Source organism: Aliihoeflea sp. 40Bstr573, assembly GCF_024105655.1.
In the GTDB taxonomy this organism is placed as follows: domain Bacteria; phylum Pseudomonadota; class Alphaproteobacteria; order Rhizobiales; family Rhizobiaceae; genus Aliihoeflea.
Genome location: NZ_JAAAMH010000063.1, coordinates 1 through 1,231 on the forward strand (window position 1 = coordinate 1; position 1,231 = coordinate 1,231).

At 61.7% G+C, this 1,231-nt stretch carries 1 protein-coding gene and 1 other annotated feature; the gene reads right to left on the minus strand.

The window, feature by feature from the left end; genetic code table 11:
* Nucleotides 1-39: 39 nt before the first annotated feature.
* Nucleotides 40-1,231, minus strand: a protein-coding gene (locus tag GTK01_RS20895) for an IS3 family transposase (protein WP_252929783.1) whose coding sequence is annotated in 2 segments (ribosomal slippage) — nucleotides 40-980 and nucleotides 980-1,231 — 1,193 coding nt annotated over the 2 segments. Because the reading frame shifts where the segments join, the coding sequence is not laid out codon by codon here. This gene is flagged as partial in the annotation.
* Nucleotides 871-987: a sequence feature (AL1L pseudoknot), on the minus strand. It overlaps the preceding gene by 117 nt.

The window sequence follows — 1,231 nt, forward strand, 5'->3', positions numbered from 1 at the left end:
TGAATCGCCCCGGGTTTGCCGGAGGCCGTTTGAATTAAGTTACGCTGCCATGTCTGGCTGCTCCAGCATGGCGTAGTAGCGTTCCTCGGCTTCGGCCGGCGGGATGTTGCCGATAGGCTCCAGCAGCCGGCGATGGTTGAACCAGTCGACCCAGGTCAACGTGGCGAACTCGACGGCTTCGAAGCTTCGCCATGGTCCGCGCCGATGAATAACCTCAGCCTTGTAGAGGCCGTTGATCGTCTCGGCGAGAGCGTTGTCGTAAGAATCTCCGACACTGCCTACGGAAGGCTCGATGCCGGCTTCCGCCAACCGCTCGGTGTAGCGGATGCTGACATATTGCGACCCACGGTCAGAATGATGAACCAGACCGCCGCGATGAGCGGGCCGTCTTTCATGCAGTGCCTGTTCGAGAGCATCAAGGACAAAGCTCGCATGGGCGGTCCTGCTGACCCGCCAGCCGACGATGCGGCGGGCGTAGGCGTCGATGACGAAGGCGACATAAACGAAGCCCGACCAAGTGCTGACATAGGTAAAGTCCGAGAGCCAGAGCATGTTCGGGGCCGGTGCGTGGAAGACCCGGTTCACATGGTCGCGTGGACATGGCGCGGCCTTATCCTGCACCGTGGTGCGGATCGGCTTGCCGCGAATAACACCGTGAAGGCCGAGATCAGCCATCAGCCGCTCGACGGTGCAGCGCGCGACTGCGAAACCTTCGCGCAGCATCTGACGCCAGACCTTCCTTGCGCCGTAGACCTCGAAGTTGTCCGCGAAGACACGTTTAATCTCTGGCTTAAGCTCCAGATCCCGCTTCGCCCGCGCCGACAGCTTCTCGGGATCGGCGCGCTTGGCAACATGATCGTGGTAGGTCGACGGGGCGATCGGCAACACTCTGCAGATCGGCTCGACCCCATGCGCCTCGCGATGATCGTCAATGAACGCGATCATCGTTTGAATGGGCGGTCGAGCTCCGCCTGGGCAAAATAAGCGCTCGCCTTGCGCAGAATCTCGTTGGCCTGCCGAAGCTCCCGGTTCTCCCGCTCAAGAGCCTTCATCTTGGCTGCCATGTCCGTCGACACACCGGCCCGCTTGCCGACGTCAATCTCCGCCTTCTTCACCCAGTCCAGCAACGTGTGGGCCGAGCAGCCGATCTTTGCCGCTATCGACTGGCAGGCGGTCCAGCGAGAGGAATGGTCAGCCTCGTGATCCAACACCAACCGCACAGCGCGCTCGC